10 protein-coding genes, 3 tRNA genes and 2 rRNA genes are annotated in these 16,417 nt (G+C 64.7%); 1 reads left to right on the top strand and 14 read right to left on the bottom strand.

Translation table 11 applies throughout. From position 1 onward, the window contains the following. The 4 genes from WCJ52_RS06030 to WCJ52_RS06015 form a co-directional block, all read right to left on the bottom strand. A partial coding sequence (locus WCJ52_RS06030; protein WP_336902403.1) for an FAD-dependent oxidoreductase occupies positions 1-556 on the bottom strand: 556 nt, incomplete at its 3' end. A gap of 11 nt (positions 557-567) precedes the next feature. Then, positions 568-5,202 carry a glutamate synthase large subunit gene (gene gltB / locus WCJ52_RS06025; RefSeq protein WP_336902402.1) on the bottom strand — a complete coding sequence of 1,545 codons (4,635 nt, stop codon included), beginning with the start codon at positions 5,200-5,202 and terminating at the stop codon, positions 568-570. Between the two features lie 135 nt (positions 5,203-5,337). Then, positions 5,338-6,486, bottom strand: a complete 1,149-nt coding sequence (locus WCJ52_RS06020) for an L-lactate dehydrogenase (RefSeq protein ID WP_336902401.1) — start codon at positions 6,484-6,486, stop codon at positions 5,338-5,340. 40 nt (positions 6,487-6,526) lie between these two features. Beyond that, the gene (locus WCJ52_RS06015) at positions 6,527-7,267 is read right to left on the bottom strand and encodes a hypothetical protein (protein ID WP_336902400.1); all 741 of its coding nucleotides are present in this window, start codon (positions 7,265-7,267) and stop codon (positions 6,527-6,529) included. A gap of 168 nt (positions 7,268-7,435) precedes the next feature. Between WCJ52_RS06015 and WCJ52_RS06010 the strand changes: the two genes are divergently transcribed. Next, positions 7,436-7,765 carry a hypothetical protein gene (locus tag WCJ52_RS06010; protein ID WP_336902399.1) on the top strand — a complete coding sequence of 110 codons (330 nt, stop codon included), beginning with the start codon at positions 7,436-7,438 and terminating at the stop codon, positions 7,763-7,765. Between the two features lie 105 nt (positions 7,766-7,870). Here WCJ52_RS06010 and WCJ52_RS06005 read toward each other — a convergent pair whose 3' ends face one another. From WCJ52_RS06005 to WCJ52_RS05960, 10 genes are all read right to left on the bottom strand, one after another. Continuing rightward, positions 7,871-8,536, bottom strand: a complete 666-nt coding sequence (locus WCJ52_RS06005; protein ID WP_336902398.1) for a cytochrome b/b6 domain-containing protein — start codon at positions 8,534-8,536, stop codon at positions 7,871-7,873. 25 nt (positions 8,537-8,561) lie between these two features. After that, complete coding sequence (locus tag WCJ52_RS06000) at positions 8,562-9,029, bottom strand: cytochrome c (RefSeq protein WP_336902397.1); 468 nt, start codon at positions 9,027-9,029, stop codon at positions 8,562-8,564. A 72-nt stretch (positions 9,030-9,101) separates the two neighbouring features. Then, complete coding sequence (locus tag WCJ52_RS05995) at positions 9,102-9,662, bottom strand: sugar transferase (protein WP_336902404.1); 561 nt, start codon at positions 9,660-9,662, stop codon at positions 9,102-9,104. Beyond that, complete coding sequence (gene rlmJ, locus WCJ52_RS05990; protein ID WP_336902396.1) at positions 9,662-10,480, bottom strand: 23S rRNA (adenine(2030)-N(6))-methyltransferase RlmJ; 819 nt, start codon at positions 10,478-10,480, stop codon at positions 9,662-9,664. Before rlmJ ends, WCJ52_RS05995 begins: the two co-directional genes overlap by 1 nt. 45 nt (positions 10,481-10,525) lie before the next feature. Next, the gene (locus WCJ52_RS05985; RefSeq protein ID WP_336902395.1) at positions 10,526-12,478 is read right to left on the bottom strand and encodes a TonB-dependent receptor; all 1,953 of its coding nucleotides are present in this window, start codon (positions 12,476-12,478) and stop codon (positions 10,526-10,528) included. Positions 12,479-12,641: 163 nt separating this feature from the next. Beyond that, positions 12,642-12,718: transfer RNA gene (locus WCJ52_RS05980), tRNA-Met, on the bottom strand. 66 nt (positions 12,719-12,784) lie between these two features. Next, positions 12,785-12,899, bottom strand: a 5S ribosomal RNA gene (rrf, locus tag WCJ52_RS05975). A 74-nt stretch (positions 12,900-12,973) separates the two neighbouring features. Then, positions 12,974-15,760 (bottom strand): 23S ribosomal RNA (locus WCJ52_RS05970). A gap of 228 nt (positions 15,761-15,988) precedes the next feature. Next, a tRNA-Ala gene (locus tag WCJ52_RS05965) sits at positions 15,989-16,064 on the bottom strand. Positions 16,065-16,127: 63 nt separating this feature from the next. Beyond that, positions 16,128-16,204: transfer RNA gene (locus tag WCJ52_RS05960), tRNA-Ile, on the bottom strand. Positions 16,205-16,417: the final 213 nt, after the last annotated feature.

The following is a 16,417-nucleotide window of genomic DNA, read 5'->3' as shown; positions in this document are numbered from 1 at the left end:
TGCCGTAGCGGAGCAGTCCGCCGATCCGGTCGCTCTTCTCGAAGACCGTCACGGCATGCCCGGCCCTGGCGAGCTGCTGGGCGCAGGCGAGTCCTGCGGGACCTGAGCCCACCACGGCGACCCGCTTGCCCGTACCGCGCGGCGCCATCTGCGGGGTGATCCAGCCTTCTTCCCAACCCCGGTCGATGATCTGGCACTCGATCGTCTTGATGGTAACCGGCGTATCCTGGATGTTCAGGGTGCACGCCGCCTCGCAGGGTGCCGGGCAGATGCGGCCGGTGAATTCGGGGAAATTGTTGGTGGACAACAGGTTGTCCAGGGCGGCCTTCCACTGCTCGCGGTAGACGAGGTGGTTGAAGTCCGGGATCTGGTTGTTCACCGGGCAACCGTTGTGACAGAAGGGAATCCCGCAATCCATGCAGCGGGACGCCTGATCCACCAGTTCGGCGGTCGGCAGTGGGTTCACGAACTCGCGGTAATTGCGGAGCCGCTCCTGCGTCGGTTGGTAGTCGCGGTCGCGACGGGCGACTTCAAGAAATCCTGTGGGCTTTCCCATGTCTTGGCTCCTTACTCCGCCGCGACAGCGGCGCCGGCCCGGTGGGTGGCAGCCATATCGGTGAGGGCCCGGCGGTAATCCCTGGGCATGACCTTCCAGAACTGGCCGAGGGCGGCGTCCCAGGTCTCGAGGATCTGGGCGGCCCGACGCGAGCCGGTATGCAGCAGGTGGCGCTCGACCAAAATCCGCAGGCGCGCAGCGTCGTGGAAGAGCATGTCCCCCATGCCGGCGTCATCGACGGAGGGCGCCCGCTGGCTGGGCTGACCCTGGTCCCCGCCCGCAGTCGGATCGATCCGCTCAAGGTCGACCATGGCCGCATTGCACAGGAGCGGGAACTTCTGCGTCGGGTCGTAGACGTAGGCCACGCCGCCGGACATGCCCGCCGCGAAGTTGCGGCCGGTATCGCCCAGAACCACGACCACGCCGCCGGTCATGTACTCGCAGCCGTGGTCACCCACGCCCTCGACCACGGTCACGGCACCGGAGTTGCGGACCGCGAAGCGTTCGCCGGCGACCCCCTCGATATAGGCCTCTCCGGCAATGGCGCCGTAGAGCACGGTATTGCCGACGATGATGTTGGCAGTGGGGTCGCGCAGGGTGCCCGCGGGCTGGCGGACAATGACCCGGCCACCGGAGAGGCCCTTGCCCACATAGTCGTTGCCGTCCCCGATAAGCTCGAGGGTCAGGCCGCGGGCGGCGAAGGCGCCGAAGCTCTGCCCAGCCTGGCCCGCAAAGGACAGGCTGATGGAGCCGTCGGGCAGGCCGGCGTGTCCATGGCGGCGGGCGATCTGGCCCGACAGCATGGCGCCGACGGTCCGGTTGATGTTCCGCACCGGATAGCTTCCACGCACTGGACCCCGGCCCTCGAGGGCTTCGGCGCAATCCGTGATCAGCTGCTGGTCCAGGGCCTTCTCCAGGCCATGTTCCTGCCGGTCCTGGTTGTTAAGGACCGCCCGGTCCCGGGCCGCGCCGTCATAAAGGATGCGCGACAGATCGACACCCGCGGCTTTCCAATGGTCGACGGCCGGCTGCATGTCGAGGCGGTCCACCCGGCCGATCATCTCGGAGACGGTCCGGATGCCGAGCTCGGCCATGATCTGGCGGAGCTCCTCGGCGACGAAGAAGAAGTAGTTGATGACGTGCTCGGGCTGGCCCGTGAACCGGGCCCGCAGGACCGGGTCCTGGGTGGCCACTCCCACTGGGCAGGTGTTGAGGTGGCACTTGCGCATCATGATGCAGCCGGAGGCGATCAGGGGTGCCGTGGCGAAGCCATACTCGTCGGCGCCCAGGAGGGCGGCGACCGCCACGTCCCGGCCGGTGCGCAGGCCCCCGTCCGCCTGGACAGCGATGCGCGAGCGCAGGCCGTTGAGCAACAGGGTCTGCTGGGTCTCGGCCAGGCCGATTTCCCAAGGCGACCCTGCGTGAGTCAGGGAGGTCAGGGGAGACGCACCCGTGCCCCCATCATAGCCCGAAATGGTCACGTGGTCAGCGCGCGCCTTGGCAACGCCGGCGGCAACCGTCCCGACCCCGACTTCCGACACCAGCTTCACCGAGATGCGGGCTTCGGGATTGACGTTCTTCAGGTCGTGGATGAGCTGGGCCAGGTCCTCAATTGAGTAGATGTCGTGGTGCGGGGGTGGGCTGATGAGGCCAACGCCCGGCGTGGAATGCCGCACCCGGGCAATGTCGGCGTCCACCTTGTGGCCGGGCAGCTGGCCGCCTTCCCCGGGCTTGGCGCCCTGGGCCATCTTAATCTGGATGTCATCGGCGTTGACCAGGTACTCGGCGGTCACCCCAAAGCGCCCGGAGGCGACCTGCTTAATGGCCGAGCGAAGGGAATCGCCGTTGGCCAGGGGCTTGAACCGATCCGCCTCCTCGCCGCCCTCGCCGGTGTTCGACTTGCCGCCGATCCGGTTCATGGCAATAGCGAGGTTGGTATGGGCCTCCCGGCTAATTGAGCCAAAGCTCATGGCACCGGTGGCAAACCGCTTGACGATCTCGGAGGCGGGCTCGACGTCATCCAGGCTGAGCGGGGTCCCCGCATTGCGGAACCGCATGAGGCCCCGAAGGGTCAGGTGCTGCTCGGCCTGATCATTTATGGACTGAGCAAAGGCCCGGTACTCGTCCGGGAGGTTGCCGCGCACCGCATGCTGCAGGCGGGAGACGGATTCCGGCGTCCAGGCGTGGGACTCGCCCCTCAGCCGGTAGGCGTAGGTTCCGCCGACGTCGAGCATGTCTGCGTAGATCGGGGTGTCGCCATAGGCATCGCGATGCCTGCGGACTGTCTCCTCGGCGACCTGCACGAGTCCGGCCCCCTCGATGGTGGTGGCAGTCCCGGTGAAGAAGGCCTCGATGAACTCGCTGGACAGGCCGACGGCATCGAAGATCTGGGCTCCGCAGTAGGACTGATAGGTCGAGATGCCCATCTTGGACATGACCTTCAGAACGCCCTTGCCCACGGCCTTGATGTAGTTCTTGCGGACCTCATACGCGGACTCAGGCAGCTTGTTGCGGACCCGGATGTCCTCGAGGGTCTCGAAGGCCAGGTAGGGGTTCACCGCCTCGGCACCGTAACCCGCCAGGACGCAGAAGTGGTGCACCTCACGGGCCTCGCCGGTCTCGATGACCAGGCCGGTCTGCATACGCAGGCCCTGGCGGATCAGGTGATGGTGCACCGCCGCCGTGGCCAGGGACGCGGGGATCGGGATCCGGTCGGCAGAGGCCTCGCGGTCCGAGAGGATCAGGATATTGCTGTTTGCCAGGACCTGGTCAGTGGCCTCTCGGCAGAGGCGCTGGATCGCACCCTCCAGGCCCGCCGGGCCTTCCGAGGACGGCCAGGTTGCGTCCAGGGTTGCGGTGCGGAAGGCGCCGTCCAGCAGATCGTGGATCGAGCGGATCTTGGCCAGGTCCTCATTGGTGAGGATGGGCTGGGCGACCTCAAGGCGCTTGTGAGTGCCGGCCTGGCGTCCGAGCAGGTTCGGTCTCGGCCCGATCATTGAAACCAGGCTCATGACCAGCTCCTCACGGATCGGGTCGATCGGCGGGTTGGTCACCTGGGCGAAGTTCTGCTTGAAGTAGTCGTAGAGGAGCTTCGAGCGCTTCGAGAGCACGGCGATCGGGAAGTCCGACCCCATGGAGCCGATGGGGTCGTCGCCACTCCGGGCCATGGGCTCCAGGAAGTGAGACAGGTCTTCCTGAGTATAGCCGAAGGCCTGCTGGCGATCGAGCAGGCTGGCCGGGTCCGCCGGCGGCGGGGGCTCGACCGGCGTGACCTCGGCCAGGTCCTCAAGCTTGAACTGGGTACGCGACAGCCACTCCTCGTAAGGCTCTGCCTCTGCGAGGGTGCGCTTGATCTCTTCGTCCTCGATGATCCGCCCCTGTTCGAGGTCGATCAGCAGCATCTTACCGGGTTGCAAACGCCACTTGCGCACTATGCGCTCGTCGGGAACGGGCAGGACGCCGACCTCTGACGCCATGATGACGTTGTCCTGGTCGGTGATGATGAAACGGGCCGGGCGGAGGCCATTCCGGTCCAGGGTGGCACCGATCTGCCGACCGTCTGTAAAGGCCACGGCGGCGGGACCATCCCAGGGCTCCATGAGCGCGGCATGGTACTCGTAGAAGGCCCGGCGCTTGGCATCCATGAGCGGGTTGCCCGCCCAAGCCTCAGGGATCAGCATCATCACCGCCTGGGCGAGCGGGATGCCGCCGGCGATCAGCAGCTCAAGGGCGTTGTCGAGGCAGGCCGTGTCGGACTGGCCGTGCGGGATCAGCGGCCACATCTTGTTGAGGTCCGGCCCCAGGAGGTCGCTCTCCAGGGTACGCCGGCGGGCGTTCATCCAGTTCACATTGCCCCGGACGGTGTTGATCTCGCCATTGTGGGCGATGAACCGGTAGGGGTGGGCCAGCTTCCAGGACGGGAAGGTGTTGGTCGAGAACCTCTGGTGGACGAGGGCAAGGGCCGAGACCGTGCGCGGGTCGCGCAGGTCGCAGTAGAAACTCCCGACCTGGTTGGCCAGGAGCAGGCCCTTGTAGACCACGGTGCGCGTCGAGAAGGACGGCAGGTAGAGCTGTGTCAGGTTGGGCAGGTTCTTCTGTACCGCCAGCTCGGCAAGCGGGTTCTGGAGCTGCTTGCGGATGGTCAGCAGCTTGCGCTCGAAGGCGTCCTGGTCGCGAACATTCGAACCCATGCCGACGATGGCCTGGCGGATGACCGGCATCTGGGACAGGACAGCGGCCCCAAGGCCCGAAGTGTCGGTGGGCACGTCGCGCCAGCCCAGCAGGACCTGGCCTTCGACCTTCAGGAAGTGCTCGAACTGCTGGATCGCGATGTCACGCGTCTCCTGGTCCTGGGGCAGGAAGCACATGGCCACCGCGTAACGGCCGGCCTCGGGAAGAGTGATCGCGGCGGAGTCCGCCCAGTCGCGCAGCAGGGCATCGGGAAGCTGGATCAGAATCCCGGCGCCGTCGCCCACGAGGGGATCGGCACCCACGGCACCGCGGTGGTCCAGGTTGATGAGAATCTCCAGACCGCTGGCCACGACTTCGTGCGATTTGCGCCCCTTGATGTTGGCGACAAACCCCACCCCGCACGAGTCATGCTCGTTGCACGGATCGTACAGACCTTGCTTCTCTGGAGCCTTCATGGCGACCCCTACTCCTACCGATTTAAGGCGTAATCGAAGGCGGCCGCAGGGGCCGTTTTCATGCGCACAACCGCGTCGCATTACCGGCTGCAGAAGGGCTTGTCGACGCCTGCGGGGGCCTCGAAGCAAAAGATTCTACGGCGCTGCAACATCAAGCAGGCTGGCGTCGGCGGACGCAGCCTGCGCGCAGCCCGTCAGGATCAGGGCAGTGGTGAGTTCGGAACGCATGACGCCCAGCATTCGGGCCACCATGGCCTCCCCGCCTGCGCCAAGGGCCCAGGCCCAGGGGCGTCCCACCAGGCAGGCGCGGGCGCCCAGGGCCAGGGCCTTCAGGACGTCCAGGCCGGACCGGATTCCGCCGTCCATCAGGAGCTCGAGGTCGCCGCCGACAGCGTCGGCGATGCGCGGCAAGGCGGCGATGGAGGAGCAGACCCCGTCCAGCTGCCGGCCTCCATGGTTGGAGACGATCAGGCCCTGGGCACCGGCGCGAACGGCGTCGCGGGCGTCGTCGGGGTCCAGCACGCCCTTGATGACGATCGGCCCGTCCCAGATCTCCCGGACGAAGTCGAGGTCCTTCCAGGTGACCGACCGGTCGAAGTTGCGGGCGATCCAGGCCAGGAAATCATTGACCCCGCCGCCGCCCTCGACGGCCGCCTGAACATTGCCGAGGGTGTGGGGACGGCCCTTCACGAAGAGATCCCAGGACCAGGCCGGGTGGGTCGCTCCCTGTACGAGGGTGTTGATCGCCGCCGGAAGTCCGCTGAGCCCGGTGAAGCCGGACCGGACGTCCCGGTAGCGGGCGCCTGGCAGGGGCAGGTCGACGGTGAAGACCAGGACGGGGCAACCTGCAGCCCGGGCCCGGGCGATGAGGTCGCGCATGTAGCCCCGGTCCTTCAGCATGTAGAGCTGGAACCAGGGTGGGGTCCCAGCAGCGGCCACCTCCTCGATGGAGCAGACCCCCACGGTGGAGAGGCAGAACGGGATTCCGGCCCCCGCCGCCGCCCGGGCGGCCTGGACCTCGCCCCGGGCCGCATACATGCCGGCCATCCCCAACGGGGCAAGGGCGACTGGCATGGCCAGGGTCTGCCCAAAGAGCGTGGTCGAGAGGTCCACCTTCGACATGTCGCGCATCACCCTCTGGCGCAGGGCGATGGCCTCAAGGTCGCGGACATTCCGGCGGAGGGTCTCCTCAGCATAGGACCCGCCATCGATGTACTCGAAGAACATGGCCGGCAGGCGTCGCCGGGCGAGTTCACGATAGTCCGACATGGAGGCGGGCTTCATCTCGGCCTTCCCTCTTCCTTCCGCCCGGTCCTGGGCGGGCTCAGGCGGCGGACGGCAGCTTCGGCGGCGCAGTCATGACAATCCAGACCTGGTGGGCCGAGGCGAGAAGTTCACCCTCCGCCGAGAAGAGTGCAACCCCGGCTGTCTCCTTGCGGCCAGACCGCTCAAGCGGCCATGCGGTGACAATGCAGGGCTCCCCGGCCCGGGGGCGGCGCAGGACCTCACCGGTCATGGTGCCCAGGAGGGCACCGTGACGACCCTCCCGGACCACCCAGGCGAAGTAGCCAGGACAGTCCAGGGCCGCCCAGACGACCTCGACGGGCGTCAGGCCGGCGGCATCGGCGAAGTTGGCGTGGGGGGTCCAGGTACAGGCCAGCTGACCGGCGTCCGCCCCGGCAACCTGGCCGGCGAAGATCCGGAGGCCATCGCCTTCGCCTCGCTCGGGACCGCAGGAAAAGCAGATGGGGTGGAAGCGCTGGCCGATCCCGATGTGCCGGGCCTCTGCCGCAAGGGCCTCCTCCCAGGAGGGCGGCGGCGGCGGTTCCGGGAGGGCGAAGCCGGGATCGGGCCGCGCCTCGCCGATCACTTCCCCCGAGGGCCCGGAGATGACCGTACCCTCAGGGCCGGTCTTCAGGTCCAGGGCGATGTCGAGCGGGATACGCGCCTTCAGCACCGCAGTGGAGGGGCCCTGCATGTCCCTGGCCAGGAGGCCAGCGCAATATCCGCCATTGCCCGAGGTCGGGGGGCCGCAAAAGCGCTGGGCGATGACAATGCCAGCCATAGGAACTCCCTGGAAAGTCTGACGCCTGAAAGAGGCTGGAAGTGCAATGCCGCCGCTTCTCCCGCAATCCGCGGCCGGGCGAAAGCCGGATTTTGTCGCCGTCGCCGTTGGAGACGCTCCGAGTTCGCGCTAGAGAAGTGGCTTCGCCTTCGCAGACGAGGAACCACCATGAGTAACCAGATCGAGCGCCCCTGGGCCCTGATGCGTCATCACGCCGGCTGGGCCGATGTCTTCCTCATCGAGAACGAGACCGCAGATTCCATCACCGGGGTGTATCCGGATCGCGAGACCGCCGGACCGCCCGTCAATTACAGTGTCCGGGCCGTCCTCGCTCGGTTTGAGACCCTCGAGGCCGCACGAAGCGCCCGCGAGGGCGCAGTGCTGGAGTGGCGCAAGCATGACGCCGGCGTTCGCGAGGCCGACGACAAGCTCAGGATTGCAGAGAAGGCCCGGGAAGACGCCTGGCTGAACTGCCTGAGGGACGCTGCGGGCGCCTAGAGCCTGTTCCCTTCTGATGGAAGGTCTGGGGCAAAACAGGCTCTAGGTTCAAAAGTTAGATCCTGTTCGGATTCAATAACCGGTTCCCATCTATCGGAACAGGAGCTAGCCCAGCTTGAAGCCCCGGGACGCTGCAAGGGCGACCGCCAGGCCGATCCCGACGCCCACGGCGAGCCTCCACAGTGGCACGCGCACCAGGCCCTGAACCGGGCCGCTGAAGCGTCTCACCCCGGTCACCATGGGCCGGAGTAGATCCTCGCGCTTGCGGAAGACGTGATAGAGGATGGCTGCGAGATGCAGGACCACCAGGGCCTGGATCAGCCGGAAGGACAGCTCATGCCATTTGGCGATCTGGCGGGCGAGGTCGAAGTCGATGCGGTCGGACAGCGGACCACCCTCAAAGCCGTCCGAATCGATTGCAAACAGGCCGAGCCCTGCCTGCAGGGCCACCGATCCCAGGAGGGCGATGACCGACAGGGCGCCTAGAGGATTGTGCCCTGCATGCTCGGGGGCTTGGCCCTGACGGCTGGCGGAAAGATAGGCCCGGATCGCTGAAGGCCCGCGCACAAACTGCGAGAACCGCGCCGTGGATCCCCCGGCAAAGCCCCACCAGACCCGGAAGGCGAGCAGGCCCAGGATGGCGTAGCCCGCCCCTCGGTGCAGGGTCATCTGCTTGCCGGCGGTTAGCCAGGCGACCAGGACGAGACTCGCGAGGGCCCAGTGAAATAGGCGGGTCGGACCGTCCCAGACATGGGTGGGGGGCTCGCTCATGGCGAAAACCCTCCGCAGCGCGCGATCAGTCCTCCCTGAACTTGTCGTGGCAGCCCTTGCAGGTGCCGCCAACTACGCGGAACTGAGCGCGGGCACCGGCCACGTCGCCGGCGCGGGCGAGGGTTTCGAGCTTGGTGATCTCAGGCTCCAGCCGGCTGGCGGCAGCGGCGAAGCCGGCCGGATCGGTCCAGATTTCGGCCTTGGCTTCCGTCTTCACACCCGCCTCGGGGTCAGTCCCCTTGGGAAACCAGGTGCTGATCTTCGGCGCGAACCCGCGGATGGTCGAGGCGTTGGCGGCGATGGCGGCCATGTCCGGAGCCTCCGCCTTAAGGCCTTCGTTCATGGCCTTCATGGCCTTGCCCATGCTTTTGAAGTTGGATTCCCGCGTCTCGATCACCGCCTTCGCGTTGACGGCGGCAAGGGCGGCTCCACCGGCCAGCGCCAGGGCGGCGGCGCAAACGGCGGCAGAAAGCAGGCGGCGGGAGGAGGTCATGGGGAAGTCTCCGACTGGGGAATGGGCTTGCTCAACATAGCAGGAACTGCCCTAGACCGGTCAATTGTCGGCTCAATGACGGACATCGCGTCCGATGAAGGCCCTGCGAAGGGTCAGGATCAAGATGGCGACGTCGAACCCCAGGCTGCGCCGGGCGAGGTAGTCGGCATCAAGTTCCACCTTGCGCTCAAGGTCGATGACATCCCGACCATTCACCTGTGCCCATCCGGTCAGCCCAGGCCGCAGGACCTGAATGCCGGCGCCCGTCCGCAGGGCGATCAGGTCGTGCTGGGTGTGCAGGGCGGGCCTTGGGCCCACCAGGCTCATCTTGCCCGCAAGGATGCTCCAGAGCTGGGGAAGCTCATCGAGGCTGGTCCGGCGAAGCCAACGCCCTGCGGGCGTGATCCACCGGTCCGGATCCTCAAGCGCCTCGGTCGCCACGTCCGGCGCATCGGTGCGCATGGTCCTGAACTTCGGCATCAGGAAGAGCCGGTTGTCCCGCCCGAAGCGGGAGGACCAGTGCAGGGCTGGTCCGGGAGAGTCCCGCCTGACCAGGACGGCGAGAACAAGCAGAAGGGGAAGGAGCAGAAACAGGCCTGCGCCCGCGCCCGCGACATCCAGGGCGCGCTTGATCATGCAGACCCCCAGAGCCGGGCCCGACCCCCCTCGCCAAGGCGGGAGGCCGTCCACTCGCAGATGGCAGCGAGATCGAGGTCCAGGCCTTCGGGCGCCGCGGCCAGGACCAGGGCGCAGCCGTTCATACGCATGGGATCCAGGAGGGGCCTGAGACGTACCTCGGCAATGCGGACCGGGCGGATCTCCTCGGCGCGCCGGACGAAGGCATCAAAGGTCTCCAGGTCCTTGATGGGAAGCCAGATCATGATCGCGGCCCTGGGACAGAGCCGGGTGATCGCCTGCAGGGTGGCAAGGCACCGGTCATAGTCGTCGCCTCGCTCGTAGGGGGGATCGATCAGGACCAGGGCCTGGCCTTCGGGCGGCAGGCTTCGCACAGCGCCGTCATAGCCGTCGGCGGTCTCAACGAACACAGCCCCGGCGCCGGCAAGGGACACCGTCAGGATCTCGGCCTCACGAGGATTGAACTCAAAGACGGTGAGCCCGTCCTGCGGGCGGAGCCTTTGCGCGACCAGGAGGGGAGAGCCCGGATAACGGCGCCCGCCTGCGGCCTTCGAGGCCGCGAGGACCGCCGTCTTCAGCCGACCGACCGCTTCGGGGGGGGCTGGATCCTCGACGAGCCTTGCGATCCCGCTCTCCGCCTCGGCCGACCGGCGGGCCTCCGGGGCGTCGAGGTCATAGAGGCCGCGGCCGCCATGGGTGTCGATCACCGTCAGGGGCGCGGGGTCCGCTTGCAGGCGTCCGAGCAGGGCCAGAAGGGCCGCATGCTTGACGATGTCCGCAAAGTTTCCCGCGTGGAAGACGTGACTATAGTTCATGGCCGTCTAGTGCCATGACTGCGCGCCGGGCCAAAGCCCAAGGCCTCAGCGCCGGAGGGAAACGCCGATCCGTACCAGACGCGGCGCCGCGAGACCGACCGCGCCGTCGCCGCTGACCGCCGCCTGGACGGGCGCATTGGCGAGGTTGTCCACGGCAAGGTAGAGCCGGGTCTCATCTGACAGCGCCCACGTGACGCGGCCATCCACGGTGACTGCGGCCTTGAGCCGGCGGGTATTGAGGTCATCGTCGAACCTTTCGCCCTCATGCCGGACCGAAAGTTCGAATCCGGTGCGGGTCCCGACAGTCCAGGCGGCCGAAGCGGTGGCGGTCAGCCGGGCTGTCTGGGCGGGGCGCAGGCCCGTCAGCTGGGGGGCGGAGGTTCCACCGTCCACCTGGGTGTCGGTCCAGGCGAGCGCGGCCCTCAGGTCCACCGGACCGGCCTTGCCCCTGGCCTCCGCCTCAAGGCCATAGGCGTCAATCCGGCCCGCATTCCGGCGTTGCCGGAGCACCCCGCCTGCGGGAATGAAACCTGCAACTGGAAAGATCCCGGGGCCGACCGCGACCGTGACGTTCGTGATCGGGTCCGAAAGGCGGTTGGCGAAGAGGCTGGCGCTCCAGGTCCAGGCCCCGGCTGCGCCTCCGGCTCCCGCTTCCAGGCCCGCCAGTGTCTCGGGCCGAAGTGAAGGATTGGCCTCGGTGACGTCATTGCCGACCCGGAAGGGGCGGTGCAGCTCATTGAGGGTCGGCGGCCGGAAGCCGGAGTAGGCGGCGGACCGGACCCAAACTCCCGGGGTCAAATCCTGGCGGATTCCGGCCCGGAAACTCCCGGTCACGCCCGAGGCGTCGGGAGCTGCCGAGTTCAGGACCAGGGCTCCGGTCGCAAGGTCGCGCTCCCTCCGGATGGCGTCCGTCTGGCTCCAGGCGTCAAGGCGGGCGCCCAGGGCGAGGACCTGGCCTGGGGCGTCATGGCTTGCTTCCAGGTAGACACCCGCAACCGAAGTCCTGCCGCCGCTTTCCCGGCCGCGGGTAAAGCCGCCGCCCTGGTACCGGAAGCGCTCGTACGCCTGGCCCTCGGCCAGCCGCGCATCTGTGCCGATTTCCCAGGACCAGTCGCCCGACGCGATGCGCCAGGCCGCGTTCAACCCGACACCCAGGGCCGGCGTTGCATACTGGTCGGACGCCGGTGTTGTTGTGACACGGCCAGCGCTGACGCTGGATGCACTGTTCTTCAGGTCGGAAGCCCGGACCCAGCCCTGTACACGCCAGCCATTGCCCGCGCGTATATCCGCCAGGGCCGCATCCGCCGCCACTCCCGAAGATTGGGAAGCTGCACCGGCCAGGCCGGAGTCTCTAGACTCCCGCCAGCCGGACAGCCCTGTGGCGAGGGTAACCGCACCGAGGTCACGGCGCAGGCGGGCCGAGAGCGAATACGCCTCCAGGTCCACGGGGCGATCGGCGGCGCCGCGAGATCCGCCCCGGACGGGCGTGAACGCGGGCCCCCGGGTCGCGGAAACTGAAGTCAAAAGGCCAGCCTCGCCCGAGGCGGCCGCGGCGCGGAACTGTCCATGGTCACCAGTCGCGATGTCCAGGCGCAACAGGCCCGCCCGGGGCTCAGCTTCCTCTAGGGTGACGACCCCCGTCAGGGCTCCGGCGCCCCAGGCGCCCGCACCGGCTCCCCGGACGACCTCGATCCCGTCCAGGCGCTCGACCGGAACAGCCGACCAGATCACCCAGCCTCCAAAGGGATCGTTGAGCGGAGCGCCCTCGAGAAGCACCAGGGACCGACCAGCGCCCGAGGGCGCTATCCCGCGCAGGGATAGCCCCTGTGTGGTGGGATTGGCCGCCTCTGAGCCGTTCCGCCGGAACAGGTTCGCTGTGGGGACTGACCTGAGAACCGCATCGGGCCGCGCCCTGCCGTCGAGATCTGAACCCTCCAGGCGCAAAGGCGCGAAGACGGAGTCAGCGGCCCTGGAAGGAAGGCGGACAGGGCGGATCACCAGGACTTCGACTTCAGCGGCGGCCGATGCCGACGGGGGAACTGTGGCTGGAAACATGAAGGTCTGAATACACCCCGGGTAGCCGCCGGACGAGACCCGAAACCTGCCTCCACCGAAAACGAAAACGGCCCCCCCGGATAGCCGGAGGGGCCGTAACTTTATCTGGGTGCGGGGACAGGATTTGAACCTGTGACCTTCAGGTTATGAGCCTGACGAGCTACCGGGCTGCTCCACCCCGCGGCAAGACCTCAATTGAGGGCAAGAAGGTATCGGAATTGAAGGGTTGACTGTTCATCCGTTCGGCAGACCTGGCGGCGACCTACTCTCCCGCGCCTTAAGACGAAGTACCATCGGCCCAGAGAGGCTTAACGACCGAGTTCGGAATGGGATCGGGTGGGGACCTCTCGGCATAACCACCAGGTCAACGAAACGGATGAAGAGAAGACATCAGGCCGAAACCACGGCCACTAAAGCATTTCATGAGTTCAACTAAGAACGATCAAGCCGATCGAGCGATTAGTACCGGTAAGCTCCATGCGTCGCCGCACTTCCACACCCGGCCTATCAACGTGGTGGTCTACCACGACTCTCGGCGAAGCCTTGTTTTGAGGTTAGTTTCCCGCTTAGATGCTTTCAGCGGTTATCTAGTCCACACTTAGCTACCCTGCTGCGCGGCTGGCGCCACGACAGGTCCACCAGAGGTGTGTCCATCCCGGTCCTCTCGTACTAGGGACAGATCCTCTCAAGCTTCGTACACCCACGGCAGATAGGGACCAAACTGTCTCACGACGTTCTGAACCCAGCTCACGTACCACTTTAATCGGCGAACAGCCGAACCCTTGGGACCTGCTCCAGCCCCAGGATGTGATGAGCCGACATCGAGGTGCCAAACTTTGCCGTCGCTGTGGACGCTTGGGCAAAATCAGCCTGTTATCCCTAGAGTACCTTTTATTCGTTGAGCGATGGCCCTTCCATGCAGAACCACCGGATCACTATGGCCGACTTTCGTCTCTGATCGACTTGTCAGTCTCTCAGTCAGGCGGGCTTATGCCATTGCACTCAACGAGCGATTTCCGACCGCTCTGAGCCCACCATCGCGCGCCTCCGTTACACTTTGGGAGGCGACCGCCCCAGTCAAACTACCCGCCACGTCATGTCCCAAACCCGGATAACGGGTCTTGGTTAGACGTCAACAACAACAAGGGTGGTATTTCAAGGTTGGCTCCACCAGAGCTGGCGCCCCGGTTTCATAGCCTCCCACCTATCCTACACATGTTGCAGCTAACGCCAAGGCGAAGCTATAGTAAAGGTTCATAGGGTCTTTCCGTCTGACCGCGGGAACCCCGCATCTTCACGGGGAATTCAATTTCGCTGAGTCTACACTGGAGACAGTGGGGAAGTCGTTACGCCATTCGTGCAGGTCGGAACTTACCCGACAAGGAATTTCGCTACCTTAGGACCGTTATAGTTACGGCCGCCGTTTACCGGGGCTTCAATTCAGAGCTTGCACCCCTCCTTTTAACCTTCCGGCACCGGGCAGGCGTCAGACCCTATACGTCGCCTTACGGCTTCGCAGAGCCCTGTGTTTTTGATAAACAGTCGCTACCCCCTGGCCTGTGCCACTCTCACCTGGTTGCCCAGATGAGAGTCACGCTTATCCCGAAGTTACGCGTGCAATTTGCCGAGTTCCTTCAGCATAGTTCTCTCAAGCGCCTTGGTATGCTCTACCAGTCCACCTGTGTCGGTTTCGGGTACGGTCTCCGTTGGAGTTATTTCCAGGAACACCTTCACTGCCAGGACAATCCAATAAGCCCTGACAATATACGGCATTCGTCACTTCCAACTGGCCCAGGAATATTCACCTGGTTCCCATCGACTACGCCTTTCGGCCTCGCCTTAGGGGCCGGCTAACCCTGCGCAGATTAGCTTTACGCAGGAACCCTTGGACTTTCGGCGAGAGTGTCTCTCACACTCTTTGTCGCTACTCATGTCAGCATTCTCACTTCCGATACCTCCAGCCAGCCTCACGGCTGACCTTCACAGGCTTACGGAACGCTCCGCTACCGCGTGCTTGCGCACACCCATACCTTCGGCGAACGGCTTAAGCCCCGTTACATTTTCCGCGCAGGATCGCTTGACCAGTGAGCTGTTACGCTTTCTTTAAATGATGGCTGCTTCTAAGCCAACATCCTGGTTGTCAAAGCAATCCCACATCGTTTCCCACTTAGCCGTTACTTGGGGGCCTTAGATGATGGTTAGGGTTGTTTCCCTTTTCACGACGGACGTTAGCACCCGCCGTGTGTCTGCCAGATATTTCTCTTGGGTATTCGGAGTTTGGTTAGAATTGGTAGATCTCGCGACCCCCGCATCCATCCAGTGCTCTACCCCCCAAGGAATTCGTCTGACGCACTACCTAAATAGTTTTCGCGGAGAACCAGCTATGTCCAGGTTTGATTGGCCTTTCACCCCTATCCACAAGTCATCCCAGAATTTTTCAACATTCACGGGTTCGGTCCTCCAGCTGGTGTTACCCAGCCTTCAACCTGCTCATGGATAGATCACCTGGTTTCGGGTCGTCATGCGACGTACTTATTCGCCCTATTCAGACTCGCTTTCGCTGCGCCTACACCTAACGGCTTAAGCTTGCACGGCACATGAAGTCGCTGACCCATTATACAAAAGGTACGCCGTCACCACGCGAGGTGGCTCCGACTGCTTGTAGGCTTCCGATTTCAGGTTCTATTTCACTCCCCTTGTCGGGGTGCTTTTCACCTTTCCCTCACGGTACTTGTTCACTATCGGTCGTCGAGGAGTACTTAGGCTTGGAGGATGGTCCCCCCATTTTCAGACAGGATTTCACGTGTCCCGCCCTACTCGAATCTGTCGCTATTTTGCGCCTACGGGGCTATCACCCGCTATGGCTGACCTTTCCATGTCATTCGGCTTTATTTCACGACAGCACTGGCCTGGTCCCGGTTCGCTCGCCACTACTACGGGAGTCTCGGTTGATGTCCTTTCCTCCGGGTACTGAGATGTTTCAGTTCCCCGGGTTTGCTTAATGACCCTATTTTATTCAGGTCATTATACCTTTGAACGTCCTACGAACCGCATCTCCAGCCGAAGCTGAAGATCAAGTTCGCAAGCCGTAAAGGTGGGTTTCCCCATTCAGAAATCTCCGGATCAAAGGGTGCTCGCGCCTCCCCGGAGCTTATCGCAGCGTGCCACGTCTTTCATCGCCTCTCGACGCCAAGGCATCCATCAGAAGCCCTTATGCGCTTGATCGTTCTCAGCAAAACCCATGCGTGGGGACGGTTTGCCGTCCGGCGGTACGAAGCGCCGAACAGCGCCCACACATGCGCTTTAATTTGTCTTTGCAGACAATGATGTCTTCTCAGGTCAGTCCTCCAAACCCTGGGGGGGCCGGACAAACCCTTCAATTCACGATGTCATCACCGGAGCGGTAAACCGCTCCGGAAACTGTTGTTCCGCGATCGCTGTCGCTAAGTCCTCTGGTGGAGCCAGACGGGATCGAACCGACGACCTCATGCTTGCAAAGCACGCGCTCTACCAACTGAGCTATGGCCCCTTGAGGAAGCCGCTCGTCGGGAGCTGTCATCGACCTATCCGCCCAAGGATCCACGGAAAAAGGTGGTGGGCCCAGGCAGACTCGAACTGCCGACCTCACGCTTATCAGGCGTGTGCTCTAACCAACTGAGCTACAGGCCCTTGAAGCGGCAGGTTCCGAACCAGGTCCGGAACACGCGATCGCATCGCAGCCTATGTTGCGGCTGCGATGTAATACGGAAAGAGAAACGAAGACGGCGACACCCTGCTACCTGTTTAGTGTCTGTGAACAGACCAATAGGACGTGAGCCCTGGAGGTCTATCCTTAGAAAGGAGGTGATCCAGCCGCAGGTTCCCCTACGGCTACCTTGTTAC

Source organism: Phenylobacterium sp., from assembly GCF_037138395.1.
Taxonomy (GTDB): Bacteria; Pseudomonadota; Alphaproteobacteria; order Caulobacterales; family Caulobacteraceae; genus Phenylobacterium.
This window is presented reverse-complemented; position numbering and strand designations above follow the sequence as displayed.

What these genes read in the sequence shown, in the direction of transcription:
- WCJ52_RS06015 (WP_336902400.1), bottom strand. Translation starts at nt 7,267, where the DNA reads ATGGCTGGCATTGTCATCGCCCAGCGCTTTTGCGGCCCCCCGACCTCG.
- WCJ52_RS06020 (WP_336902401.1), bottom strand. Translation starts at nt 6,486, where the DNA reads ATGAAGCCCGCCTCCATGTCGGACTATCGTGAACTCGCCCGGCGACGC.
- WCJ52_RS06005 (WP_336902398.1), bottom strand. Translation starts at nt 8,536, where the DNA reads ATGAGCGAGCCCCCCACCCATGTCTGGGACGGTCCGACCCGCCTATTT.
- WCJ52_RS06010 (WP_336902399.1), top strand. Translation starts at nt 7,436, where the DNA reads ATGAGTAACCAGATCGAGCGCCCCTGGGCCCTGATGCGTCATCACGCC.
- WCJ52_RS06000 (WP_336902397.1), bottom strand. Translation starts at nt 9,029, where the DNA reads ATGACCTCCTCCCGCCGCCTGCTTTCTGCCGCCGTTTGCGCCGCCGCC.
- gltB (WP_336902402.1), bottom strand. Translation starts at nt 5,202, where the DNA reads ATGAAGGCTCCAGAGAAGCAAGGTCTGTACGATCCGTGCAACGAGCAT.
- rlmJ (WP_336902396.1), bottom strand. Translation starts at nt 10,480, where the DNA reads ATGAACTATAGTCACGTCTTCCACGCGGGAAACTTTGCGGACATCGTC.